This is a genomic window from Actinoplanes sp. DH11 (genome assembly GCF_020873875.1).
Lineage (GTDB): Bacteria > Actinomycetota > Actinomycetes > Mycobacteriales > Micromonosporaceae > Actinoplanes.
Map to the genome: position 1 here is coordinate 123,579 of NZ_JAHWGU010000002.1, position 23,392 is coordinate 146,970.

Below are 23,392 nucleotides of genomic sequence, written 5' to 3' on the forward strand. Positions count from 1 at the left end.
GAACTACCGCAGGCCGGTGAGCAGGTCGTCCTCCTTGACCGAGGAGCCCCCGGCGTCGGCGCCCACCCGGACGAACGTCTCCACGCCCATCACCGTGGCGAACGTCTCCCGGCCCAGGCCGATGAAGAACGCACCGTCGCCCTGGCTGGCGTGCGCCGACAGCGCGTCGAACTTCTGGTCCAGCACCGGGGCCACGTCGACCCACGTGGTGATCTTCTCGTCCGGCCAGCCCATCGGCTGCGCCTCGGCGGACTCGATCTCGTCGAGGCCGATGCCCAGCTCCCGCATCCGCTCACCGATCTCACGCATCGCCGACTGCGGCAAGGCACTCATGTAGACACGATCCACCGGGGCGAGTGCGACGGCGGCCATCGTCACCCGGTGCACCTGGATGTGGTCGGGGTGGCCGTACCCGCCGTTCTCGTCGTAGGTCAGCACCACGTCCGGCCGGTACTTCTCGATCAGCGCGGCCAGCCGGCCCGCCGCCTCGTCCAGGGGCGCCGCCCAGAACGCGCCGGGCGCCTCGTTGGTGGGCCAGCCCATCATCCCGGAGTCGTGGTAGCCGAGCGTCTCCAGATGCGTCACCTTCAGCGTCGCGCAGCTGGCCTCCAGCTCGTGCCGCCGGGTGACGGCGACCGCCTCCGGGTCGTGGCCGGGCTGCCCGGGCTTGACGCCACCCGGTCCGTCGCCGCACCGGCCGTCGGTGCAGGTCACGACGATGGTGGTGACGCCCTCGGCGGCGTACTTGGCGAGCACTCCCCCGGTGCTCGTGACCTCGTCGTCGGGGTGGGCGTGTACAGCCATCAGGGTCAGCGGGCGATCATTCATGTCGCCACTCTAGAGAGGGCGGCGGTGGGCGTACTGGCGAAGGCTTGTCATGATCGATTGATGCGGAAGAACTGGCTCTGGGTGGTCGCCGCCCTCGCCGGGGTGGCGGTCACCGTGGCGATCGTCGTTCCGCGACTGCAACCGCCCGGCCCCCGGCCGCTGTTCCAGCTGCCGGTCCGCTGCGGTGAGACGTGGCGGCTGAACACCTATCCCGGCCACGACGACTTCGACGTGGACCTCTATCCGGCCCGGGGGCGGACCTGGGGGCGGCCGGTGCTGGCGTCGTACCCGGGCACCGTGGTCGAGGCGGGGGTCGACGGGTCGCTGGGCGAGCGGACGCCGGAGAACCCGAAGGGCGAGCAGGGCCGGGGCGGCGGTTACTGGGTGAAGATAGACCACGGCGGCCGGTGGCAGACGCTCTACCTGCACCTGCTCGAACCGCCACCCGTCGACGACGGCGACGAGGTGACGCAGGGCCAGGAGATCGGCAAGGTGGGCAGCACCGGCGACTCCAGCGCCCCGCACCTGCACTACGAGCAGCTGCGGGCCGGCGAGAAGGTGGAGAGCTGGTTCGACGGGCGGGCGTCCGGGATCACCAGCGACGACCGGGAGTACGGGGTCGACCGCAAGAGCAACAACGCCTGCGCCAAGTAGGTCAGCGTTCGGTGAGCCGGCCGTCGGTCTCGGCGAACTCCGCGCCCGTCTCCGGGCAGACCCAGCGGCCGTCACCCTTGGCCTGCAGCGGCCGTCCGGCCCGGCCCACCCAGCCGACCCGTTTCGCCGGCACCCCGACGACCAGGGCGAAGTCGGGGACGTCCTTGGTGACGACCGCCCCCGCGGCGACCAGGGCCCAGCGGCCCACGGTGACCGGGGCGACGCAGACCGCGCGGGCGCCGATCGCCGCGCCCTCGCCGATGGTGACACCGACCGCGTGCCAGTCGTCGCCGGTCTTGAGCCGGCCGTCCGGGGTGACGGCGCGCGGGTACTCGTCGTTGGTGAGCACCGCGGCCGGGCCGACGAAGACGCCGTCGCCGAGGCGGGCGGGTTCGTAGACGAGGGCGTGGTTCTGCAGCTTCACGTTGTCGCCGACGGTGACGCCGGGGCCGACGTACGCCCCGCGCCCGATGTTGCAGTTCGCGCCGAGCGTGGCATCCTCGCGGATCTGGGCGAGGTGCCAGACCCGGGTGCCGGCGCCGATGGTGGCCCGGTCGTCGACGTCGGCGGTCGGCGCGACGGTGACACCGTCACGGCTCGGGGTGGTCATGTGAATCCCTCCGGAAGCTGATCGCGCCAGAGTAGTGGTGACGAGACCAAGATCATGTCAGCAAGCCGACGATCTCACTCTTTGTGGCCGATGGTCGCCGTCCGGCTGGCCCGACAGGACCGTCGGCGGTGGCCGAACGTCCGGCCTTGGGCCCCCGGCTCCGCCGGAAATCCGTCTTTGATCTGGCGCGGTTCATGGCTGGATCGATAGCTTTGCGCGTCGGGACGCTCCCGTGCCGGCAAGCACCGGCGACCCACCGATGCCTTACCCGAAGCCGACGACGTGGCTTCCAGAACGAACGGATCTCCGTGACTCCTCCGCCCACCACGCCCGGTCAGCCGATCGGCGTCGCCGTCGTCGGGGCCGGCTACTGGGGCCCCAACCTCGTCCGCAACTTCCAGGCCTCGCCGAACTTCCGGCTCCGCTGGCTCTGCGACCTCGACGTGGAGCGCGCCAAGCGGGTGCTCGGCGGATACTCGACCGTCCAGGTCTCCGCCGACCTCGACGAGATCCTCGCCGACCCCGAGGTGCAGGCAGTCGCGATCGCCACCCCCGCCGGCACCCACCTGCCGGTCGCCATGGCGGCCCTGCGCGCCGGCAAGCACGTGCTCGTCGAGAAGCCGCTGGCCGCCACCTACGACGAGGGCGTCCAGCTGGTCGAGGAGGCCGACCGCCGGGGCCTGACGCTGATGTGCGACCACACCTACTGCTACACGCCGGCGGTGCTGCGCATCCGTGAGCTGCTGCACGGCGGCGACCTCGGTGAGCTGCACTTCCTCGACTCGGTGCGGATCAACCTGGGCCTGGTGCAGCGCGACATCGACGTGGTCTGGGATCTCGCGCCGCACGACCTGTCGATCCTGGACTTCGTGCTGCCGCCGGACGTGCGGCCGGTCGCGGTGGCGGCGCACGGCGCCGACGGCATCGGCGCCGGACGGGCCTGCGTGGCCTATCTCACGCTGGAGCTGAGCAACGGCTCGATCGCGCACATCCACGTCAACTGGCTCTCCCCCGTCAAGATCCGCACGACGATCGTCGGCGGCTCGAAGAAGACCCTGGTCTGGGACGATCTCAACCCGAGCCAGCGGATCTCGATCTACGACCGGGGCGTCGACGTGTCGGCCGCCGACGATCTCGCCGACGAGCAGCGCCGTGACATGCTGATCTCCTACCGCTCCGGCGACATGGTGGCGCCGGCTCTCACCGAGCGTGAGGCGCTGCGCACGATGGTCGACGAGTACGCACGGGCGATCACCACGGGTACGCCGGCGCTCACCGACGGCCGGTCGGGCCTGCGGGTGCTGGAGATCCTCCAGGCGGCGTCGCGGAGCCTCACCGAGGGCGGGACAATGATCAAGCTGGACGAAGGGCACATGGCGTGACTGGCGTAACGATCGAGGGCGCACGCGTCCTGGTCACCGGCGGGGCCGGTTTCATCGGGTCGCACCTCGCGGAGCATCTGGTGCGGCGCGGCGCGCAGGTGACCGTGCTGGACAACTTCCGCAACGGCCGCCGGGAGAACCTGCGGTTCGACGGCGCCGAGCAGATCCGGGTCGTCGAGGGCGACATCCTGGACGAGGAGACCACCCGGGCGACCGTCGCCGGCCAGGACGTCGTCTTCCACCTCGCCTGCTTGGGCGTACGGCACTCGCTGCACAGCCCGATCGAGAACCACCAGGTCAACGCCCTGGGCACGCTGAACGTGCTGGAGGCCGCCCGCGCCGCGGAGGTGGGCCGGTTCGTCTACATGTCCACCTCGGAGATCTACGGCCGGGCGACCGAGTTCCCGATCACCGAGGACACCACGCCGTGGCCGCTGACCGTCTACGGCAGCAGCAAGCTGGCCGGCGAGCACTACGCCCGGTCGTACCACGAGTGCTGGGACCTGCCGGTGGTCTGCGTGCGGCCGTTCAACAACTACGGCCCGCGGGCGCACTTCGAGGGCGACTCCGGTGAGGTCATCCCCCGGTTCATCCTGCACGCGCTCAGCGGCGAGGCGCCGATCGTCTTCGGCGACGGCACGGTCACCCGCGACTTCCTGCACGTCACCGACTGCGCCGAGACGCTGGCCCGGATCGCCACGACCGACGAGCTGATCGGTGAGGTGGTGAACCTTGGTTACGGCGAGGAACTGCCCATCGGGGTGCTCGCCCGGACCGTGCTGGAGCAGGTCGGGCGCGCCGACCTGGAACCGATCTTCGCCGAGGACCGGCCGGCCGACGTGCCGCGCCTCTGGGTGGACACTACGAAGCTGCGCAAGACCATCGACTTCGCGCCGCGGATCTCGCTCGCCGAGGGCATCGGCGGCACCGTGGACTATTACCGCGAGCTGCTGGCGGCGGACCCGACGGTGGTCGACCAGATCCAGACCAAGAACTGGCTCGGGTGATCCCGGTGGACAGGCGCATCCAGGTCATGATCCCGATGCTCGGCGAGGAGGAGGCGACCGCCGCGGCCGACGCCATCCGTTCCGGCTGGGTCGCACAGGGCCCGCGCGTGGCCCGCTTCGAGACCGAGTTCGCGGCCGCGACCGGTGCCGGGCACGGTGTCGCGGTCAGCTCCTGCACCACCGGCCTGCACCTGGCGCTGGTGCTGCACGGCATCGGCCCCGGTGACGAGGTCGTGGTGCCGTCGCTGTCGTTCATCGCGACCGCCAACGCGGTCCGGTACGTCGGCGCCACCCCGGTCTTCGCCGACGTCGACCTGGCCACCGGCAACGTCACCGTGGAGACGGTCGACGCGGTGCGCACCGGGCGGACCCGGGCGGTCATCGCCGTGCACCAGGGCGGCATGCCGTTCGACACCGCGGCACTGCGCAAGGCAGCGGACGGGTGGGGGGTCACCCTGGTCGAGGACGCCGCCTGCGCGGCGGGTTCGACCGCGTACGGGCAGCCGGTCGGTGCCGGCGCCGCGATCTCGGCCTGGTCGTTCCACCCCCGGAAGATCATCACCACCGGTGAGGGCGGCATGGTGACCGTCGACGACCCGGCCGCCGCCACCCGCCTGCGCCGGCTGCGCGAGCACGGCATGAACGTCTCCGCCGCCGACCGGCACGCCAGCAAGCAGCCGGTCATCGAGGCCTACCTGGAGACCGCGTTCAACTACCGGATGACCGACATCCAGGCGGCCGTCGGCCTGGTCCAGCTCGGCCGGCTGGCCGGTCTGGTCGCGCAGCGCCGCGAGATCGCCGCGCGCTACCAGGAGCTGCTCGCCGGCATCGACGGGCTGACCCCGGTCCGGGACCCGGCCTACGGGCAGACCAACTACCAGTCGTTCTGGGTGCTCATCGACCCGACGTACGGCGTGAGCCGCGACGAGGTGCTGGCCGAGCTCGCCGCCCGGGGCGTGTCCGCGCGGCGCGGCATCATGGCCGCCCACCTGGAACCGGCGTACGCCGGCCTCGCGCACGACCCGCTGCCGGTCACCGAGCGGATCACCAAGGACTCGCTGATCCTGCCGCTGCACCACGAGTTCACCGCGGACGACCAGGACTACGTGGTCGGCATCCTGCGGGAACTGGCCCGCAGGTGAGAGATCTCGTCATTGTCGGTGCGGGCGGTTTCGCCCGGGAGACGGCCTCCGCCGCGGCGGCCGCCAACCGGGTCCGCCCGACCTGGCGGGTTCTCGGTTTCGCCGACGACAACCCGGAGCTGCACGGCACCGTCCGCTCCGGGCTGCCGATCCTGGGCAGGATCGCGGACGTGACGAGCCGGTCCGGCGCCGCCGTGGTGGTGTGCGTCGGCAACCCGGGCAACTACACCGCGCGCCAGCGCATCGTCGAACGGCTCGGCCTGCCCGCCGAGCGGTACGCCACGGTGGTGCACCCGTCCGCCGAGATCGGCGCCGGCTGCACGGTCGGACCGGGCAGCGTGCTGCTGGCCGGCACGGTGCTCACCGCCGACCTGTCGGTGGGCGCGCACGTGGCGGTCATGCCGCACGTGGTGCTGACCCACGAGGACCGGATCGAGGACTACGTCACCGTCGCCTCCGGCGTGCGGCTGGGTGGTGGCGCGGTGCTGGAGCGCGGGGCGTACGTGGGTGCCGGCGCCCTGGTCCGCGAGGGTGTGACGGTCGGCGCCTGGTCACAGATCGGTATGGGCTCCGTCGTGCTGCGCGACGTGCCGCCCGGTGAGGTCTGGGTCGGCAGCCCAGCCCGTTTCCTGCGCAGCGCCGCCAAGCTCGAGGAGTTGACACAGTCATGAGCAGGATCCCGCTCGTCGACCTGGCCGCCGCGCACGCGGAGGTGGCTGAGGAGGTCGAGACCGGCTTCAAGCGGATCATCGCGGAGACCGCGTTCATCGGCGGCGCCGAGGTGGCGGCCTTCGAGTCCGAGTACGCCGCGTTCTCCGGCCTGGCGCACTGCGTCGGCGTGGCGAACGGCACCGACGCCCTCGAGCTGGCCCTGCGTGCCGTCGGTGCCGGGCCGGGCACCGAGGTGGTCCTGCCCGCCAACACGTTCATCGCGACGGCCGAGGCGGTGGCCCGGACCGGCGCGACGGTGGTGCTGGTGGACTGCGATCCGCGTACCTATCTGATCGATGTCGACGCCGCGCTCGCGGCCGTCACGCCCGCCACCCGGGCGATCGCGCCGGTCCACCTCTACGGGCAGCTCGCCGAGGTGGAGCTGCTGCGCGCCGGCCTGGACCGGCTGGGCCGCACCGACGTGGTGATCGTCGAGGACGCCGCGCAGTCGCAGGGCGCCACCCGGCACGGCAAGGGTTCGGGCGTCGACGGCATCGCGGCGACCAGCTTCTACCCGGGCAAGAATCTCGGCGCCTACGGTGACGCCGGCGCCGTGACCACCTCGTCCGAGGAGTGGGCCACCACGGTCCGCACCCTGGGCAGCCACGGTGGCCTGCGCAAGTACCACCACGACCTGGTCGGCGTGAACAGCCGCCTGGACGGTCTGCAGGCCGTCGTGCTGCGCGCCAAGCTGGCCCGGCTGGCCGGCTGGAACGAGCAGCGCCGGGCCGCCGCCGCCCGCTACGCCGAACTGCTCGCCGGCCTCGACGACGTGGTGCTGCCGGTGACGCTCGAGGGCAACGAGCACGTCTGGCACATCTACTGCGTGCGGGTCCCCCGCCGCGACGACGTGCTGGCGAAGCTGAACGCGGCGGGCATCGGCGCGGCGATCCACTACCCGATCCCGGTGCACCGGACCGGGGCGTTCGCCGACCTGGGTGGCTCGTTCCCGCATGCCGAGGCGCTCGCACCGGAGATCCTGTCCCTGCCGATCTACCCGCAGATCACCCCTGCTCAGCAGGAGCGGGTCGCCGAGGCGCTGACGGCCGCGCTGGCTGGCTGAACGTCGGGCCGTCGCGGTCCGAACTGCCGGGAAGATCGGGCAGAACGGACCGCGACGGCCTCCTGACCACGCCGATAGGGTGGTCCCGGCCGTTGGTGATCTCTACGGCCTGGAAGGTGGAAACAAACGTGTACGTGTCGCTGCGTGACCGGCCGGGATCCGACGAACCGGGTGGGAGCAGCGTCGTCCGGCGCGTCTCGTCGACGGTCGTCCTGCTGGGCGTCGTGAGCCTGCTGACCGACGTCTCCTCGGAGATGGTGGCCTCGGTCCTGCCGCTCTACCTCACCGCGGCCGTCGGACTCAGCACCGTCGCCTACGGCTTCCTGGACGGTATCTACCAGGGCGTCAGCGCCTTCGTCCGGATCGCCGGAGGGTACGCGGCCGACCGTGGCGGCCAGCCGAAATGGGTCGCGGTCGTCGGGTACGGCGTCTCCGCGCTGAGCCGCATCGCGATGCTCCCGGCCGCCGGTTTCGGTGCGATCGTCGGTGTGGTGACCGCCGACCGGCTCGGCAAGGGCCTGCGCACCGCACCCCGGGACGCCCTGATCGCCGAGTCGTCCGACCCGAAGATGCTGGGCCGCGCGTTCGGCGTGCACCGCACCCTCGACACGATCGGCGCCGCGATCGGCCCGATCGTCGCGTTCGCCCTGCTCGCGGCCGTGCCGAACAGCTACGACTCGATCTGGGTGGTCTCCTTCGCGGTCGCCGTCGCCGGCCTGGCCGTGCTGGTGCTCTTCGTGCCGAACCTGCGGACCACGTCGGGCAAGGCCCGGATCGGGTTGCGCCGGGCGATGCGCGAGATCGGCGCCCGGCCGCTGCGCAAGCCGCTGATCGCGGCCGGGGTGCTGGGTCTGCTGACCGTCGGCGACGGTTTCCTCTACCTGGCGCTGCAGGACCGGGACAACTTCGCGGCCACCTACTTCCCGCTGCTCTACGTGGGCACCAACATCGCGTACCTGCTGCTGGCCGTGCCGCTGGGCCGCCTCGCCGACCGGGTCGGCCGGGCCAAGGTGCTGGTCTTCGGGCACGGCGCGCTGCTGGCCGCCTACCTGCTGGCCGCGCTGCCGGCGGGCGGGCTCGGGCTGACCCTGGGCACGCTGCTGCTGCTCGGCGTCTTCTACGCGGCCACCGACGGCGTGCTGCCGGCACTGGTCAGCCGCCTGGTCCCGGCCGAGGCCCGGGGCAGCGGCATCTCGGCGGCGCAGACCGTCGTGGCGCTGGCCCGGTTCGCCTCGTCACTGACGTTCGGCCTGTTCTGGGCGGTGCAGGGCCCGACCTGGTCGCTGCTGGTCTTCGGCGTCCTGCTGGCCGCCGCGATCCCGGCCTCCTGGTGGCTGTTGCGCGGCATCGACCGGACGGCGGTGGTAACGGCATGAGCGAGCAGAGGCAGGCCGCTGGAGGTGGCATGAGCGTCCGGGGGCGGGTCGTTCTGCTTGCGGTGATTCTGGTCGTCTCGCTGGTGGGCGCCGGCGGTTACGTCTGGAAGGTCCGCCAGGACCAGGCCGCCCAGCTGGCCCAGGCACCGGCGGTGGCCTCCGGCGGCGACGTCGCCGCGCTGCGCGGCCGGCCCCATCTGATCTTCCGGAGTACCGCGCTGGGCCAGGGTTACGGCCAGGTCGCGGTGGTGCCGCTGAGCGACCCGGGCGGCCCGCGGGCGTTCACCCCGGCCACCTGCGAGCGGGTCTACGCGACGGCCGCGGACGCCATCTGCCTCTCCGCCGACCGGGGCATCGTGACCACCTACAAGGCGCAGCTGCTGGACCCGGCCTGGGCGCCGGTCCGGGACCTGCCGCTGACCGGGCTGCCGAGCCGGGCCCGGCTCTCCCGGGACGGGTCGCTGGTGGCCACCACGACGTTCGTCTACGGCGACTCCTACGCCAACCCGGGGCAGTTCTCCACCCGGACCATCGTGACCCGCACCGACGGCGAGGTGGTCGGCGACATCGAGCAGTTCAAGCTCGTCGTCGACGGCCGGACCGTCAGCGCGGTCGACAAGAACATGTGGGGCGTCACGTTCTTCGACGACGACAAGTTCTATGCGACCGCGTCGTCCGGCGGCAAGACGTGGCTTGTCGAGGGCACCCTGGCCGGCCGGACGGTGACCGCGGTCCGCGAGGACGTGGAGTGCCCGTCTCTGTCGCCGGACCGGACCCGGGTCGCCTTCAAGAAGCACGGTGACCTGCCGGCGGGCAGGTGGCGGCTGGCGGTCCACGACCTGCGGACCGGCGAGGAGACCGTGCTGGCCGAGACCCGCAGCGTCGACGACCAGGTGGAGTGGCTGGACGACGAGACGATCGTCTACGGCCTGGCCCGCGAGGACGCCTCGTCGGCGTCGAGCGACGTGTGGTCGGTGCCGGCGGACGGGACGGGTACGCCGAAGGTGCTCGTCAGTGATGCCTGGTCGCCCGCGGTGGTGCGCTGATGCCGGTGGTGCGCTGACCGGCGTACCCGTGCAGGAAAGAGGGCGGCGAGGCTCCTGGCCTGCCGCCCTCCGGTGCCGGTCTCAGCCGTCCGAGGGCACCTCGGTGCCGTTCTCCCAGACGTTGCCGCTCCAGACGTTGCCCTCGCCGGCGGCGTGGAACGAGGTGACCGCCCCGAACGAGCCGCACGTGCCGGTGGGGCCGCGTTCGAACACGTTGTCCCGCACCACGATCTTGGAGAACTCGGTGCCGAACTTCTTCTTCGGGTCGTAGCCGCCGTAGAAGCAGTACGAGAACTGGTCGGAGCCGACGAACAGGTTGCCCTGCACCGTGTAGTCGGTGTTCGGCCCGAAGTCGCCGAAGATCGACGCGTCGGCCGTGCAGCCGCCACCGGCCGCGTTGGTCTTGTGGTCGCAGGCGAGCGTGTTGCCGATCAGCTTGATGCCGACGCCGCCGTTGGAGAGGAAGGCGTTGAGGTGCCAGTCCTCGCCCTCCGGGACGAACTGTCCGTGCAGGTAGGAGTCCTGGATCAGGCAGTTCTTGTAGCAGTTGACGCTGTTCTGGCCGCCCCGGATGTCGGAGCGCAGCACCGTCACGTTCTCGAAGCCGACGGTATGGTCGTAGGCCTGGCCGCCGTCGACGTCCGAGTCCTCGATGCGCAGCGAGTGGCCCGCGCCCTCCACCTTGATCACACCGGTGACCTTGCTGTTGCGGATCACCACGTCGGCGGCCTGAATAATCAGCGAGCACGTCACGTCCTGCCCCTGGATCACCGTCCCGCTGTCAGTGATCTTGCAGGGGCCGTCGTACGCCTCCAGCGACACCCCCGCCGGCACCCCGGTGCAGTCCGCGTCCGGGAAACTCCGCGCCGATCCCGCCGGCCCCTTGCTCGCGGTGGTGCAGGCGCCGTTCGTCGGACCGCTCGCCGTGTCGCCGCCGGAGTCCCGCTGTTGCAGCACGAAAAACACGGCGGCGCCCACGGCCAGCACGGCCGTGAGCGCCACCAGGACGTACGGGATCCGGCGCGCGCGGGGTTTCACACCGTCTCCGCGCACGACGGGCTCAGCTCTTCTTCTCGGCGACGAACGCGGTGAGGGTGCCGAGGGTCTCGAACACCTCGGCGGTCACGTCCTCGTCGTCGACGGAGATGCCGAAGCGCTCCTCGAGCGAGGCGACGAGTTCGAGCACCGCCATCGAGTCCAGCTCCGGCAGGCTGCCGAGCAGCTCGGTGCCGGCGTCGATCGACGCGGCGCGGTCCTGGATGCCGAGCGTCTCGACGAGAACCGCCTTGACCTCGTCGAGCAGGGCAGCGCTGGTCAGGTCCATCTTCGTTCCTCCGTGGTGTTGCGGTGTCAGACGAGCATCTCGGCGGCAGCCGGGTGGCTCAGGAAGGCGGCAGGGCTCGCGGTGAGACCGTAGGCCCCGGCCTGGAACAGCACGATCAGGTCGCCGACGTCGGCGCGGGGCAGGGTAACACTGTCGCCGAGCAGGTCCAGCGGGGTGCACAGCGACCCGACCACGGTGACCGTCTCGACCGGTTCCTGCTCGAACCGGTTGCCGACGACGAGCGGGTAGTTGCGGCGGATGACCGCGCCGAAGTTGCCGGACGCGGCGAGCTGGTGGTGCAGGCCGCCGTCGACGACCAGGAAGGTCTTGCCGCGGGACTCCTTGCGGTCGACGACCCGGGTGACGTAGACGCCGGACTCGCCGACGATGTAGCGGCCGAGTTCGATGACGACCCTGGCCTCGGGCAGCCGCGGCCGCAACGTGCCGGTCATCAGCTCCGTCAGGTTGGCGCCCACGGCGGCCAGGTCCAGCGGCTGATCCTTGCCGGTGTACGGGATACCGAAGCCGCCGCCGAGGTTCACGTAGCGCACCGGGGTGGGCGCGTCCTCGGCCAGCCGCAGCACCAGGTCAACGGTGTGCCGCTGGGCGTCCATCAGGCTCTCCGCGCGCAGGTTCTGCGAACCGGCGAACACGTGGAAGCCGAGGAACTCCAGGTCGGTCGCGCCGAGCTGCTTGAGCAGCGCGGGCACCCGCTCGGCGTCGACGCCGAACTGCTGCGGGCCGCCACCCATCCGCATGCCGGAGCCCTTGAGCGCGAAGTCCGGGTTGACCCGCACGGCGACCCGCGGCCGGACGCCGAGCGCGTCACCGATCCGGGCGGCGCGGTCGGCCTCGTTCTCCGACTCCATCTCGATGGTCACCCCGGCGGCGACCGCCTGGCGCAGCTCGGCGTCGGTCTTGCCGGGCCCGGCGAAGCTGACCCGCTGCGGCGGCACCGTGGTGTCGAGCGCCACCAGCATCTCGGCGGACGAGGCCACGTCGAACGAGTCGACCAGGCCGCTGAGGTGCTGCACGACCGCCGGCATCGGGTTGGCCTTGACCGCGTAGCTGAGCTGCACGTCGGCCGGCAGCGCCGCCCGCAACGACCGGATCCGGTCGGTGATCAGGCCGCGGTCGTAGGCGAAGTACGGCGTGGAGCCGGCCCGCGCGGCGAGCCGGCTGACCGGGATGCCGCCGACGGCCAGTTCGCCGCCGGCGGTTCCGAAGGCGGCCACGGTGGGGTGGACGGTCATGCGCTCAGCTCCTGGCGGATGAGGTTGCGGTCGAACTTGCCGTTGGGCGAACGGGGCAGCTCGGTGCGTACCTCGATCTGCTTCGGCAGCATGTAGATCGGCAGTTCCTGCTTGAGCCGGTCGAGCAGGGCGGCCTGGTCGAGCTCGGCGCCCTCCGGCGGGCTGACCACGAGCGCGATCCGGTGGCCGAGCTTGGGGTCGGGCAGGCCGAGGGCGACGGCGTCGCGGACCAGGCCGGTGCCGAACGCCACCTCCTCGATCTCGGTGGGGCTGACCCGGTAACCGGAGGTCTTGATCATGTCGTCGGTGCGGCCGACGAAGTAGAGGAAGCCCTCCTCGTCGCGGACCACCGTGTCACCGGACCAGACCACCAGCTCCGGTGCGAGCGCGCCCTCGCGGGCGGGCAGCGGCTTGAAGCGCTGCGCGGTGCGTTCCGGGTCGTTCCAGTAGCCCAGGGCCACCAGGGCGCCGCGGTGCACCAGTTCGCCCTCCTCCCCCGGGTCGCACTCGGTGCCGTCCGGGCGGACCACCAGGATCTCCGCGTCCGGGATCGCCTTGCCGATCGAGTCGGGACGGCGGTCGACCTGCTCGGGGTCGAGGTAGGTGGAGCGGAAGGCCTCGGTCAGCCCGTACATCAGGAAGGGCCGGGCGGCCGGGAAGATCTCCCGCAGCCGGTCCAGCGTGGTCCGCGGCATCCGGCCGCCGGTGTTGGCGAAGTAGCGCAGCGAACCGGTGGCCTCGGGCGTCCAGTTCTGCTCGACCAGCTGCACCCAGAGCGGGGGCACACAGGTCAGCCCGGTGACGCCGTGCTTGGCGCAGAGCCGGACCACGTCGCGGGGCAGCAGGTAGTTGGTGAGAACCACGTGCGCCCCGACGGCGAACGCCGTGGTGAGCTGGCTGAAGCCGGCGTCGAAGCTGAGCGGCAGCACCGAGAGGATGACGTCGTCCGCGGTGTTGCCGAGGTAGGTGCTGACACTCTCCGCGCCGACGATCAGGTTGCGGTGCGAGAGGACCACGCCCTTGGGCCGGCCGGTGCTGCCGGAGGTGTAGAGGATCGCGGCCACGTCGGCGTCGATGCCACCGGCGTCCGGCGAGCCGGACCGCTGCTCGACAAGGGCGTCCCAGCCGGACACCGTGTAGTCGGCCTCGGCGGTCGCCCCGGCACCCTCGGCGCCGACCAGCACGACCCGCTCGACCGACTTGAGGCTCTCCAGCTCGTCCCGGAGCAGCTCGAGCCGCTCCGGCGTGGTCACCAGCACCCGCACGTCGCAGTCGGCCAGGATGTGACCGACCTGCCGGGGCCGCAGCACCGGGTTGACCGGGACGAAGACGGCGCCCGCCGCCGAGGTGCCGAAGATCGCGGCCACCGTCTCGATCCGCTTGTCCAGCCAGACCGCCACCCGGTCGCCGCGGCCGGTGCCCAGGCCGCGCAGCCCGCGAGCCGCGTTGAGCGTGAGGTCACGCAGCTCGGCGTAGCTCAGCGTCCGGTCCTTGAACGTGAGTGCGGCGGCGTCCGGTGACACCTCGGCCGAGCCGGTGAGCAGATCGTGCAGGCGGATGCGCATGTGGTGCTTCTTCCTTGAGACTCGAGACCCGGCGGTCACCAGCTGAGGCAGACGAGTTCGCTGTAGAGGTAGTCGACGTCGGGATCCGCGACCGCGTCGCCGAGGACCATCTTGCGACGCGGGTTGGCGAGCGGCCGGCCACCGGGCAGCGAGCCGCCGACGATCCGCTGCTCGGCCAGGGTCGCCGGGATGCCGTGCCGCAGCAGCAGGTGGCGGGAGACCTGCCGGAACATCCGGCGGAAGAGGGCGGGATCACTCACATACAGGATCGAGGCGAAGAGCGGCAGGCCCTTGCGCCGGTCCTTGCGGAAGATCACGTAACAGGTCTCGTCGCCGCGGGTCAGCAGCAGGTGCCGTGCTGCCGCGGTGTCCGCGTGGTCCTGGAAGATCTGCAGCTCGCGGCCGGTGAGCGCGCGGGCGATCGCGGCCCGGTCGGCGGTGACCGAGCCGGCGCCGGGCAGCGGCGGGCCGGGCAGGTTCGGCACGAGCTCGGTGGCGGTGTCCAGGAACCGGAAGCCGCGGCGGGTGTTGACCGGCACCACGTTGCCGCTGGGCGACAGGTCGGTGTAGACGTCGCAGCCCTGGTCGAGCAGCGCCTTGAGCAGGCGCAGGCTGTGGAACCGCTGCTCCGGCCTGACGCACCAGGCGCCGAGGTTGCAGAACCGCAGGCTGCGACCGCCGACGGTGCGGTCGGAGTAGAAGGCGAGGTACGCCCCGACCACCGTGCCGTCGTCGGCCCGCAGGTGGAAACCGTGGTTGGGTGCGTCGACCTTCCACGGCACGTCGACCGCTCGCGCCCAGGCCTCGGCGGAGACCTTGTCGTTGAGGTTCCGGTGCAGGAAGTCCGCGACCTCCGGCAGATCCGAGCCGGTGACGGCGCTGACCCGAACTCCCATCTAGCTCGCCGCTCCACTCGCCCGGCGGCGCTGTCCGGCACCGCCGCGAACACGGCGTCCGGTCATGGGATTCATGTGTGTGCCCTTCGGTTGCTCGGCTCGGGCCGACGATACCGTGACGCGGCGACGGGTCGCCGCCGCTGTGCCGGGTTTCCGTCACTCCGGATCGCCGATACGACCGGTCCTCCAACCGGCCCGGCCGCACCGGCGGGCGAGTACCGGACGAACGGAGGATTGCCAGCTCGGAGCGCCCGGCCGGAGCCCGTTTCGGGGTGGATATCACCTGATCGGCGGGGATCGGCAGAATTGCCAGCAAATATGATTGAGCAATTCTTGGCTGTTCCTTAAGTGCGCAGCACCGGCAGGCCCACATCACCCTCGGGATCTTCTAAGATGCTCTGGTTGCCCCATGCAGAAGCACTCTCGATGACCGCCCGGGACCGGGCACATCATGAGGAGATCGCACCAGATGAAGCATCGCCGTAATTTCTTTGTCGGCCGCGGAAAGAAAGGATTCGTGCTCGTTTTCTGCGCCGTTTTCCTTTCCGTCTCCGGCATCTTCGCCCTGGGCTCCTGGGCCCGGAGCGGCGGATGGGGGGACCAGGACGGGCAAGTGCCCGAAGCGGTGGCGAAACGGCACATCTCGCCGAACTGGAACGATCCCCGCTCGGCCGCGCCCACCACGTCGCCGTCCGGCTCCCGCGCGAGCTCCGCCTCGGCGAGCCCGTCGGTGTCGCCGAGCAAGTCACCGGCGAAGCCGAGCTCCTCGGCGAGCCCGGCACCCGGCAAGAAACCGGCGGCCACCAGCACCACCAAGGCCACCGAGCCGGCCACCGACGACGGCGTCGCCAGCGTCGGCGGAAACTGCGCCCTGCCCCGCTACCCCACCGCCGCCTGCACCGGCGTGCCGGCGGGCTGGAAGCCCAAGCGCACCACGAACGGCGACCTGACCATCACCAAGAACGGCACGGTGGTCGAGGACCGGCTGGTCACCGGCAGCATCATCGTGCGGGCCGCCGACGTGACGATCCGCAACACCCGGGTCTACGGCTCGATCGACAACTTCCACGGCAACGAGATCTACGGGCACACCCGGATCGAGGACACCGAGGTGGTCAACCCGCCCGGCCAGGAGTACTCGCAGAACGACCAGTACGCGTTCGGCGTCGCGAACTACACCTGCCTGCGCTGCAAGGTGATCAACCGGCTGGAGGGCTTCCGGGTCGGCGCCGCCGACTACTCCGGCGCCGGTTCGGTGCTCATCCAGGACTCGTTCGCCCAGCTCGCGGTGCCGCCGGGCATGTGCGCCTCGTCCGACCCGCACGGCGACGGCCTCCAGGCCTACGGCGGCCCGAAGGTGACCCTCCGGCACAACACCATCGACCAGCGGCGCGACGACTGCCCGACGGCCCCGGTCTTCATCCCGGACCAGGGCAACGCGGGCGGCACGGTGGTGGACAACGTCCTCGCCGGCGGCGGCTACGCGCTGCGCCTGACGGGCGGCAAGTTCGCCGCCGTGACCGGCAACAAAATCGTCCAGGGCAGTTTCGCCTACGGCCCGGTCGAGATCTCCTGCTCGCTGGTCTCGGAATTCTCCGGTAACGCCACGGTGAAGTACGACTTCGCCACCGGAAAGGTGACCGGCCAGGTGAAGGCCATCAACGAGTGCTGATGCGGTGACACCGCGAAGGGGCCCTGCCGGTTGCCGGCAGGGCCCCTTTTCGCTTGTCGAACCGGTCGATGCCGGACGTCGAACTTTAAGTCTTCCTTAAATCGTGATCCCGGCGGTCCGGGAATCCGTATCGCCTGAATCACTCAGCAGTTGACACACCGGCCGTCCGCAGTTCCCGCACCACATGCCGCATCCGGTAGCCGAGCACTGCCACGACACCCGCCGCGACCACTCCGGACAGGGCGAGGATCGCCAGATCGGGCCACCCGGTACGGGTGATGAGCACCGCCGCGCCGGCGACCACCGCGCCACCGAGCACCGCCGGGGCGAGCCGGGACGCCAGCGAGACCAGGCTCACTCCGCTGCGGGCCAGATCCACCAGGTAGAGCGGCAGGACGACGACCACGGCGACCGCGAACTGCACCGCCGCGGCGGCCCACAGACCGCCCTGCGTGCTCGCCACGTAGAGGCTCGGCACCAGCGCCACGAACCAGACCGCCTGCACAGCCAGCACGACCCGGGTGCTGGCCAGCACCACGAAGTAGTCGTAGAAGAGCTCGAACAGGATCCGCATCACCGCGAGCAGGCCCAGCCACACCAGCACCGTGGCGGCCGGCTCCCACACGTCGCCGTAGAGGAAGCGGATCAGCGGTGCGGCCGCGCCGGACAGCAGCATGCAGGCCGGCAGCGCGATCACGCCGAGCAGCCCGGCGCCGGAGAGGAACGCCGACCGCAGCGCCGGCCGGTCGTGCTGCAGGCGGGCCAGTGCGGCCGGCACCACGGCGCGGACCGGCTGGGAGAAGATGGTGATCGGCCAGTTCGCCAGGTTGAGCGCGAGCGTGTAATAGCCGAGCGCCACCGGCCCGAGCACCGCGCCCACGATGATCCGGTCCACATTGGTGGTCGCGAAGACGATGATGCTGGACCCGGCGAGCGGCAGGCCGAACTTCAGCAGCGCCCGCGCCTTGGCCGGGTTGAAGCCGAACCGCAGGCCGCGCGGCGCGAACACGAAGAACAGGATCGCACCGGCGACCGACCCGGTCAGCTGGCCGACCGCGAGGCTCATCGCACCGGCGCCGGAGACCGCGAACCCGATCGACACGAGCGCGCTGGTCCAGTTGGTGACCAGGTCCGCGACGGTCTTCTGCTTCTGCTGGAACGCGCGTTGCAGCAGGCCGACGGGTGTCGCCACCAGACCGCTAACGATCACGCTGAGCGCCAGCACCCGGATCACCGGCACCGCGCTCTCGTCGCCGAGCGCCGCGGCGAACGCCGGTGCGCCGAGGTAACAGCCGGCGTAGACGAGCAGGCTGGACAGCACCGACAGGGTGGCCACGGTCGGCGCGATCTCGTCGGGGTCGTCGGGCCACCGGACGATCGCCAGGCTCACGCCCAGCTCGTTGAAGCTCAGCACGGCGGTGAGCACCACGAGGGCGACCGCGAACGTGCCGAACTCCTCCGGGCCCAGGATCCGGGCGAGCGCGATGCCGATGACGAGCGTGCTCAGCCGGCTCAGCATGGTGCTGGCCAGGCTCCAGCCCAGGGCCCGGGAGGCTTTCTGGAACAGTCCCGGCTCGTTCGGCGGTACCGGTGCGACGGGCGGGGCGGGCGGGTCCTGCAGACTCATCCGAGCAACCGCCGCACCCGGCGGCGCGCGCCGTCGGAGAGCAGGTCGGCGACGGCCTTGTGGCCGGCCACCCGCGCGCCCTCGGTGATCCGGCGGGTCCGCGGCACCGGCTGGGCCAGCGCCCGCTCGTAGACCGCGTTCAGGGTCTTCGCGGCGGCGGTGAGGCTGAACCGGTCGAGCACCAGCCGGCGGCCCCAGGCGCCGCGCTCGGCCCGCAGCGCCGGGTCGTCGATCAGGGTTCGCAGCTCGGCCGCGAGCGGTGCGGCGTCGACGTCGCCGGTACCGATGCCGTAGAAGCCCTCCCGCAGGAAGTGCTCGGCGGTCAGTGGCCCGGCACCGAGGAAGAACCCCTTGATCCCGAGGACCACCAGCGGCCGGCCGAACGCCATCGCCCGCAGCGCGGAGCCGCCCATCCCGACCATGATGTCGGCGGCCGCGTACGCCGGGCGCGGGTCCTCCATCGACCCCGCCATGATCACCGCGGGACGGCCCAGGGCCGTGTTGACCCGTTCGGCCTCGGCGGCCACGTCGTCGAAGGACGGGCCACCGCCGACCACCAGGAACCGCACCCGGGAGTCGTCGAGCAGCCCGACGGCACGGATGGTGCGCAGGATGCCCTCGGCCTTCATGTCCGGCTCCAGCCGGGACACCACGCTGATCAGGATCTCGCCGGGCGCGATGCCGTGCTGCGCCCGGAACGCCGGGACGTCGGCCTTCGCCGGGTCGTCGTGGTCGGTGTTCACCGGTGGCTCGATGAGCGTGGGCCGGGCCCGGAAGGCGGCCGCCTCGTCGACCAGCTGCTGCGTGCCGACGATGATCTCGCCGTAGCGGGGCATCCAGCGCGGCACCCGCATGCCGTAGATGGTGGTGACGATCGGGATGCCGCGGCGCACGTGCGCGCCGTAGAAGGCGTCCAGCCCCACCGAGAACTCGTAGACGTGCAGCAGATCGGCCCGGAAGTCGCGGGCGGCGCGGGCGATGGCTCGCGACAGCGCCGGACGGGCCGGCATGGTGCGGCCCAGCCGCTCCGCCGGATGCCGCTCGGCGATCAGCGGCAGGCCGTTGTCGCGGACCCGGTCGGCCATCGGCCCGGGACGGTCGGTGTAGTTGCCGAAGACGGCGACCTCGTGCCCGTGGTCGCGCATCGCGACGGCCAGGTCGAGGGCGTTGAGCTGGCTGCCGCCGAGTTCCAGATGATGCAGGCCGACGATGAGTCGCACCCTGTTTCCCCCAGTCGGTCGCGGTCGGCGGACGGTCCGCCGCTGCCGTGGTGCCCGCGCAGCCGTGGCGCGGACGGTTTGCACCGTCCGCCCCACGACCCGCTCACTGTTCAGTTGTGTGCGCTGATGTCAGCCCGCGGTGAACAACAGGTCGACCCCGTAGCTCGCCGTGGACGACGACTCCGGCCGGGATCCACCGTTGCCGTAACGGTAGGTGGATCCGTTGCCCGGCACCGTCAGGTCGGCGACTGTCCGGGGATCCGAGAACACGCCACCGGTCACCGCGTAGTGCCCGTTCGGTGCGTGGTAGGAGACCACGTACTGGTAGCCGGCCGTCACCGTGATCGGCGCGGCGAACAGGGCGGTCTGCCAGCCCGTCTCGGTCTCGTCCTTGAACGTCACCTTCGCCAGCTCGGTGCCGTTCGGCGACCAGAGGCTGCCGACGTGCGTACCCGTGTTGCCCGCTCCCTTGTAGAACCGGACGCCGTGCACCTTGCCGTTGACCGAGGGCACGAACTTCAGGCCCAGCTCGACGGGGTCCGAGTCGTCCCAGGCGGCCGTCTGCGGGGTGTCCGCGTCGGTGAACACGCCGTACGGCGGGAGGTTCGGCGCGGGTGAGGTCGACGGCGACGGCGACGGGGACGCCGGTGCCGAGGGCGACTCCGACGGCGACGGGGACGCCGAGGCCGGGACCGACTCCGACGGCGACGCCGAGGCGGAGGCCGACGGGGACGCGGACTCGGAGGCCGAGACCGACGGCGACGGTGAGGCCGACGCGGAGACGGACGCCGAGGGTGACGCGGAGGTGGAGACCGACGGCGACGGCGACGGCGGCACCGGGGTCGGCAGGTCGCTCACGAAGAGCGGGTCGACCCAGTAGTTCGCCGAGTTGTACGACTTGTCCGGGAAGGCGTTGGCGCCGTACAGGTACACGCCGTTGTCACCGCCGGGCGCGGTGAGCGGCCCCTTGGTCATCGGATTCGCGAAGTACCCGCCGTCGACGGCGTAGTTGCCGTTCGGGGCGTGGTAGGACGCCACGTACGTGGTGCCCGCGGTGAGCGCCGGCGCGTCGGTGAAGTACGCGGTCCGCCAGCCGGTGTCGGTGGAGCTCGGCAGGGTCGCCGAGGTCACCTTCGAGCCGTTCGCGTTCCAGAGCGTCACCTCGTGCGTGCCGGTGTTGCCCGGCCCCTGGTACAGGCGGATGCCGACCAGCTTGCCGTTCTCGCCCGGGGTGAACTTGACGCCGACGTTCACCGCGTCCTTGTCGCCCGAGGAGACCGTGGTGGGCACCGCGTCGGACGGGAACAGCGAGTGCACCGTACCGTCGATCGCGGTGAAGAACGACCAGGTCGAAGTGCCGGTACGGTCGTCCGCGTCGGCGCCGGTGACCTTGGCGGTGTAGGAGGTCGCACCCTGCAGCGGCGCCGCCGGGGTGAAGGTGACCTTCTTGAGGGCGTTGTCGTACGCCGTCGTGCCCGCCACCGCCGCACCGTCACGCCCGGTCAGCGTGAAGGTGACAGTGGACGGCTTGAGTTCCTTCGAGAAGATCGCCGACGGCGTCGCGTCGAGCGGCACCGAACCGGCCTCGTCGACCGGCGAGGTGCTGGTCACCACGGGCGGCAGTTCGCTGCTGACCGAGAACGTGACGTCGACGTAGTAGTTGCCGGCGTCCCAGGCCTCCTCGGGGAAGCCCCCGCCGGCGCCGTACTTGAAGACGCCGTTGCCGGCGGCCGGTGCGGACCGCGGCGCGGTGAGCGGGCCGCTCGTCCAGTCCCGGATGAAGCCCCAGCTGTCGGCGGCGTAGTTACCGCTCGGCGCGTAGTACGACGCCACGTAGGTGGTGTCCGCGTCGACCGCCACCGGCTTGGTGAAGGTCAGCGTCTGCCAGCCGGTCGTGGTCTCGTCCTGGAAGGTCCCGGTGGCAATCGCCTTGCCGGCCTTGGTCCAGAGCGTGCCGGTGTGCGTGCCGGTGTTGCCGGGGCCCTTGTAGAAGCGGATGCCGGTGACGTAGCCGTCGACCTCGGGCGTGAAGCGCACCCCCAGCTCGACCGGGCTGCCGTCCTCGACCGCGGGCGTGGCCGGCACCCGGGTGCCGAACAGCGTGTTCGGGCCGGTGAGCTGGAAGTCCCGGCTGACCGGCGACTTGCCCAGGTTGGCGCTGTCGTCAGCGGCGCGGACCTGCACGGTCTGCGTGCTGACGCCGGAGGCATAGAAGGTGTACGACCAGTTGGTCGTGCCGGTCGCCGCGTGCCAGCTCTCGCCGCCGTCGACGGAGACCTCGACACCTGCCACCTGCCCGCCGCCACCGTCGGTGGCGGTGCCCTCGACGGTCACCTGGTTGCCGCGGGTGAACTTGGTGCCGGCGGCCGGCGAGGTGATCGCCGCGGTGGGCGCGGTCTTGTCGGTCGACGCGGTGGCCGCCTGAAGTCCGCCCATCAGCGAGGCCGGCTGCACACCCATGTCGGCGAACAGGTTGATCACCGACTGCTGCATGTTCTTGTCGGTCGGCGTCGCCTGGCCGTCGTGCACCTCGTCGAGACCCCAGGTGAACTGGATCGAGCCGGCGCTGAAGACCAGGGCGCCGCTCTCCGCGCGGTACAGGGTCAGGTGGTGCGTGGTCTTGCCGGGCGCCACCTTGTTGCCCCAGCCGTCCTGCACGTACTGCGGTACGTCGCCGGTGGTGGTGGAGAGACGGACCAGGCCCTCGGGCCGGAAGCCGTTGTCGACGTCCTCGTCGGATTCGTAACCGACGGTGTGCGGCGCCAGGGCGACCGACTGACCGGCCGGGATGTTCGTCAGGTCGGTGTGCCGCCAGAGCCGGTACTTGCCCTCGTCGGACTTGACCGTCACCGGCAGGTCGCCGTCGTTGACCATGTACATCTGGCCCATCAGCGAGTTCTCCGGGCGGCCGCCGTCGGACGGCGGGCTGAACCGGGCGTCACGCCAGGTGCCGGTCCACTCGTCGGAGGGGTCGATCTTGGCGTTGGCCCAGGTCTCCTTGTAGCTGACGAGCGTGCGGTACGGGTCGTTGTTGCCGTCCCGGCTCGGCTCGTAGCGGGTCTTCCAGTAGACCGAGTTGCCGCTGAAGAACGCCAGGTGCGTGCCGGCGTCGCGGGCCGCCTCGACGTTGTCGCGCTGCTTCTCCGACCAGTACTCGTCGTGACCGACGGAGAGGAAGACCTTGTGGTTCTTGATCAGCTCGCCGCGGCGGTCGCTGTCGACGTTCGTGGTGTAGCTGACGTCGTACCCGTTGCGCTCCAAGAAGCGGATCATCGGGTATTCCGCGCCGAAGAGGAAGTCGCGCCGCTCGACGCTGGCCCGGTCGGCGAACGGCCGGTTGTAGCTCAGCGTGTAGGACCGGCCGTTGGCCTGCCCGGAGTAGAAGCTCGAGCCGCCGTAGACGTTGTAGGCGTGCCAGGTGGCGTCGGACGTCTGGTAGAAGAGGTCCGAGGTGCTGGCGTCCTGCCGGACGACGAAGGTGATGTGGCTGGAGCCATCGGTGTCCTCGCGGTGCAGGCGCGCGATGTAGACGCCGGAGACCGCGTCCGCCGGGACGTCCCAGGAGGCCGAGACCGCCCAGTTGCCGCAGTCGGTCAGCTCGGTGGCGCTGTTGGTGACGCACTCCTTCTGGTCCTGCTTGCCGACCGGCGCCACGTCGTCGATCCAGCGGGCGCCGTCACCGTCGTAGTAGCCGAGGCGGTAGATGTCGACGGTGTACTCGGAGGCGTCAGTCTTGATCTTGAAATCGACGCGCGCGCCGGCGTTCACGCTGATGTCGGTGGCGAAACCCTGAAGGTTCGGGTCGCCCGCACCGTCGATGTCCCACTCGCCCTTCGGCGTGCCCTTCTTGCTGTTCTCGCAGACGATCGGGTTGTTACCCGGGTCGCACGGACCGGCAATGGCCGCCACCGGCACCATCACGACACCGGCGGCCACCGTCACGGCAGCACCGGCGATCACTCCCAGCCGGCGCCGGCGGGACCATCGTTTGCGGTCCGGTGCCGTTAAGGCCACTT

19 protein-coding genes are annotated in these 23,392 nt (G+C 71.2%); 9 read left to right on the top strand and 10 right to left on the bottom strand.

The window, feature by feature from the left end; translation table 11 throughout:
• Positions 1-3 precede the first annotated feature (3 nt).
• On the bottom strand, positions 4-828 hold the full coding sequence (locus tag LPA41_RS03750) for a PIG-L family deacetylase (protein WP_229068310.1): 825 nt from the start codon (positions 826-828) through the stop codon (positions 4-6).
• A 60-nt stretch (positions 829-888) separates the two neighbouring features.
• Between LPA41_RS03750 and LPA41_RS03755 the strand changes: the two genes are divergently transcribed.
• Positions 889-1,482: a M23 family metallopeptidase gene (locus LPA41_RS03755; RefSeq protein ID WP_229068312.1), complete on the top strand. Its 594-nt coding sequence runs from the start codon at positions 889-891 to the stop codon at positions 1,480-1,482.
• Between the two features lies 1 nt (position 1,483).
• Here LPA41_RS03755 and LPA41_RS03760 read toward each other — a convergent pair whose 3' ends face one another.
• Positions 1,484-2,092 carry an acyltransferase gene (locus tag LPA41_RS03760; RefSeq protein ID WP_229068313.1) on the bottom strand — a complete coding sequence of 203 codons (609 nt, stop codon included), beginning with the start codon at positions 2,090-2,092 and terminating at the stop codon, positions 1,484-1,486.
• A 308-nt stretch (positions 2,093-2,400) separates the two neighbouring features.
• Here LPA41_RS03760 and LPA41_RS03765 point away from each other — a divergent pair, with 308 nt between their 5' ends.
• From LPA41_RS03765 to LPA41_RS03795, 7 genes are all read left to right on the top strand, one after another.
• The gene (locus LPA41_RS03765) at positions 2,401-3,474 is read left to right on the top strand and encodes a Gfo/Idh/MocA family protein (protein WP_229068314.1); all 1,074 of its coding nucleotides are present in this window, start codon (positions 2,401-2,403) and stop codon (positions 3,472-3,474) included.
• Complete coding sequence (locus LPA41_RS03770; RefSeq protein WP_229068315.1) at positions 3,471-4,481, top strand: NAD-dependent epimerase/dehydratase family protein; 1,011 nt, start codon at positions 3,471-3,473, stop codon at positions 4,479-4,481. Before LPA41_RS03765 ends, LPA41_RS03770 begins: the two co-directional genes overlap by 4 nt.
• Positions 4,482-4,486: 5 nt before the next feature.
• Positions 4,487-5,623 carry a DegT/DnrJ/EryC1/StrS aminotransferase family protein gene (locus LPA41_RS03775; RefSeq protein WP_229068316.1) on the top strand — a complete coding sequence of 379 codons (1,137 nt, stop codon included), beginning with the start codon at positions 4,487-4,489 and terminating at the stop codon, positions 5,621-5,623.
• Complete coding sequence (locus LPA41_RS03780; protein WP_229068317.1) at positions 5,620-6,294, top strand: acetyltransferase; 675 nt, start codon at positions 5,620-5,622, stop codon at positions 6,292-6,294. The genes LPA41_RS03775 and LPA41_RS03780 overlap by 4 nt, the downstream gene beginning before the upstream one ends.
• Entirely contained in the window at positions 6,291-7,397 is a 1,107-nt protein-coding gene (locus LPA41_RS03785) for a DegT/DnrJ/EryC1/StrS aminotransferase family protein (protein WP_229068318.1), read from the top strand. Before LPA41_RS03780 ends, LPA41_RS03785 begins: the two co-directional genes overlap by 4 nt.
• A gap of 116 nt (positions 7,398-7,513) precedes the next feature.
• Entirely contained in the window at positions 7,514-8,773 is a 1,260-nt protein-coding gene (locus LPA41_RS03790; RefSeq protein ID WP_229068320.1) for an MFS transporter, read from the top strand.
• A gap of 29 nt (positions 8,774-8,802) precedes the next feature.
• On the top strand, positions 8,803-9,819 hold the full coding sequence (locus LPA41_RS03795; RefSeq protein ID WP_229068321.1) for a hypothetical protein: 1,017 nt from the start codon (positions 8,803-8,805) through the stop codon (positions 9,817-9,819).
• Positions 9,820-9,900: 81 nt separating this feature from the next.
• Here the strand turns inward: LPA41_RS03795 and LPA41_RS03800 are convergent, their stop codons facing one another.
• Genes LPA41_RS03800 through LPA41_RS03820 form a run of 5 tightly spaced genes read right to left on the bottom strand, consistent with a single transcriptional unit; the run spans position 9,901 to position 14,857 of the window.
• On the bottom strand, positions 9,901-10,857 hold the full coding sequence (locus tag LPA41_RS03800; protein ID WP_229068323.1) for a hypothetical protein: 957 nt from the start codon (positions 10,855-10,857) through the stop codon (positions 9,901-9,903).
• A 22-nt stretch (positions 10,858-10,879) separates the two neighbouring features.
• Positions 10,880-11,143 carry an acyl carrier protein gene (locus tag LPA41_RS03805; RefSeq protein ID WP_229068324.1) on the bottom strand — a complete coding sequence of 88 codons (264 nt, stop codon included), beginning with the start codon at positions 11,141-11,143 and terminating at the stop codon, positions 10,880-10,882.
• Between the two features lie 26 nt (positions 11,144-11,169).
• Complete coding sequence (locus LPA41_RS03810; protein ID WP_229068326.1) at positions 11,170-12,396, bottom strand: pyridoxal-dependent decarboxylase, exosortase A system-associated; 1,227 nt, start codon at positions 12,394-12,396, stop codon at positions 11,170-11,172.
• Entirely contained in the window at positions 12,393-13,961 is a 1,569-nt protein-coding gene (locus tag LPA41_RS03815; RefSeq protein WP_229068328.1) for an acyl-CoA ligase (AMP-forming), exosortase A system-associated, read from the bottom strand. The genes LPA41_RS03810 and LPA41_RS03815 overlap by 4 nt, the downstream gene beginning before the upstream one ends.
• Positions 13,962-13,996: 35 nt before the next feature.
• Entirely contained in the window at positions 13,997-14,857 is an 861-nt protein-coding gene (locus LPA41_RS03820; protein WP_229068330.1) for a hypothetical protein, read from the bottom strand.
• A gap of 517 nt (positions 14,858-15,374) precedes the next feature.
• Between LPA41_RS03820 and LPA41_RS03825 the strand changes: the two genes are divergently transcribed.
• The gene (locus tag LPA41_RS03825; protein WP_229068332.1) at positions 15,375-16,529 is read left to right on the top strand and encodes a hypothetical protein; all 1,155 of its coding nucleotides are present in this window, start codon (positions 15,375-15,377) and stop codon (positions 16,527-16,529) included.
• A 139-nt stretch (positions 16,530-16,668) separates the two neighbouring features.
• Here the strand turns inward: LPA41_RS03825 and LPA41_RS03830 are convergent, their stop codons facing one another.
• The 3 genes from LPA41_RS03830 to LPA41_RS42655 all read right to left on the bottom strand — a co-directional run bounded on the left by LPA41_RS03830 (position 16,669) and on the right by LPA41_RS42655 (position 23,390).
• On the bottom strand, positions 16,669-18,156 hold the full coding sequence (locus LPA41_RS03830) for a lipopolysaccharide biosynthesis protein (protein ID WP_229068336.1): 1,488 nt from the start codon (positions 18,154-18,156) through the stop codon (positions 16,669-16,671).
• Positions 18,153-19,376 (bottom strand): glycosyltransferase, encoded by a 1,224-nt coding sequence (locus tag LPA41_RS03835; protein ID WP_229068337.1) that lies wholly within the window; start codon positions 19,374-19,376, stop codon positions 18,153-18,155. The genes LPA41_RS03830 and LPA41_RS03835 overlap by 4 nt, the downstream gene beginning before the upstream one ends.
• A gap of 129 nt (positions 19,377-19,505) precedes the next feature.
• Positions 19,506-23,390, bottom strand: a complete 3,885-nt coding sequence (locus LPA41_RS42655; RefSeq protein WP_229068338.1) for a DUF4082 domain-containing protein — start codon at positions 23,388-23,390, stop codon at positions 19,506-19,508.
• Positions 23,391-23,392 lie beyond the last annotated feature (2 nt).

Excerpts from the sequence above, each read along its gene's own strand:
- LPA41_RS03750 (WP_229068310.1), bottom strand. The coding sequence starts at position 828 with ATGAATGATCGCCCGCTGACCCTGATGGCTGTACACGCCCACCCCGAC.
- LPA41_RS03755 (WP_229068312.1), top strand. The coding sequence starts at position 889 with ATGCGGAAGAACTGGCTCTGGGTGGTCGCCGCCCTCGCCGGGGTGGCG.
- LPA41_RS03760 (WP_229068313.1), bottom strand. The coding sequence starts at position 2,092 with ATGACCACCCCGAGCCGTGACGGTGTCACCGTCGCGCCGACCGCCGAC.
- LPA41_RS03785 (WP_229068318.1), top strand. The coding sequence starts at position 6,291 with ATGAGCAGGATCCCGCTCGTCGACCTGGCCGCCGCGCACGCGGAGGTG.
- LPA41_RS03795 (WP_229068321.1), top strand. The coding sequence starts at position 8,803 with ATGAGCGTCCGGGGGCGGGTCGTTCTGCTTGCGGTGATTCTGGTCGTC.
- LPA41_RS03805 (WP_229068324.1), bottom strand. The coding sequence starts at position 11,143 with ATGGACCTGACCAGCGCTGCCCTGCTCGACGAGGTCAAGGCGGTTCTC.
- LPA41_RS03810 (WP_229068326.1), bottom strand. The coding sequence starts at position 12,396 with ATGACCGTCCACCCCACCGTGGCCGCCTTCGGAACCGCCGGCGGCGAA.
- LPA41_RS03815 (WP_229068328.1), bottom strand. The coding sequence starts at position 13,961 with ATGCGCATCCGCCTGCACGATCTGCTCACCGGCTCGGCCGAGGTGTCA.
- LPA41_RS03820 (WP_229068330.1), bottom strand. The coding sequence starts at position 14,857 with ATGGGAGTTCGGGTCAGCGCCGTCACCGGCTCGGATCTGCCGGAGGTC.
- LPA41_RS03830 (WP_229068336.1), bottom strand. The coding sequence starts at position 18,156 with ATGAGTCTGCAGGACCCGCCCGCCCCGCCCGTCGCACCGGTACCGCCG.